1 protein-coding gene is annotated in these 506 nt (G+C 71.1%); it reads right to left on the bottom strand.

The window, feature by feature from the left end:
* Positions 1 to 506: acyltransferase domain-containing protein (locus FVS66_RS02310; RefSeq protein ID WP_149179267.1), on the bottom strand; the 506-nt coding region annotated here is incomplete at both ends.

The following is a 506-nucleotide window of genomic DNA, read 5'->3' as shown; positions in this document are numbered from 1 at the left end:
CGCAGGGAGCCGACGACGGCGACCCGGCCGACGGCGTCCTGTGCCTCCACGGTCTCCTCGACCGCCATCGTCAGCACGGGGTGGGGGGACATCTCCAGGAAGCACCCGGTGCCGTTGTCGACGAGCGCGCGGATGGCGGATTCGAACCCGACCTGTCCGCGCAGGTTCCGGTACCAGTACCCGGCGTCCATCGTCGCGGAGTCGATGAAGGCACCGACCGCCGTGGAGTACACAGGGACCTTCCCCGCCCGCGGCGCCACCGGGGCCAGAACCTCCAGAAGCTCCGCCTCCAGCGCCTCGACCTGCGCGGTGTGCGACGCGTAGTCCACATTGACCCGCCGCGCCCGCACCCCGTCCCGTTCGCACACCGCCAGAACCTCGTCCAGCGCGCCCGGCTCACCCGCCACCACAACAGCCGCCGGACCATTCACCGCCGCCACCGACACACCACCCGCATACGGAGCGACCAACTCCTCCACCCGCTCCACCGGCAGCGCAACCGACAT

The sequence above is a fragment of the Streptomyces sp. TRM49041 genome (genome assembly GCF_008271805.1).
In the GTDB taxonomy this organism is placed as follows: domain Bacteria; phylum Actinomycetota; class Actinomycetes; order Streptomycetales; family Streptomycetaceae; genus Streptomyces.
Note: the sequence above shows the minus strand (reverse complement) of the source record. Positions and strands in the feature narration are given on the sequence as shown.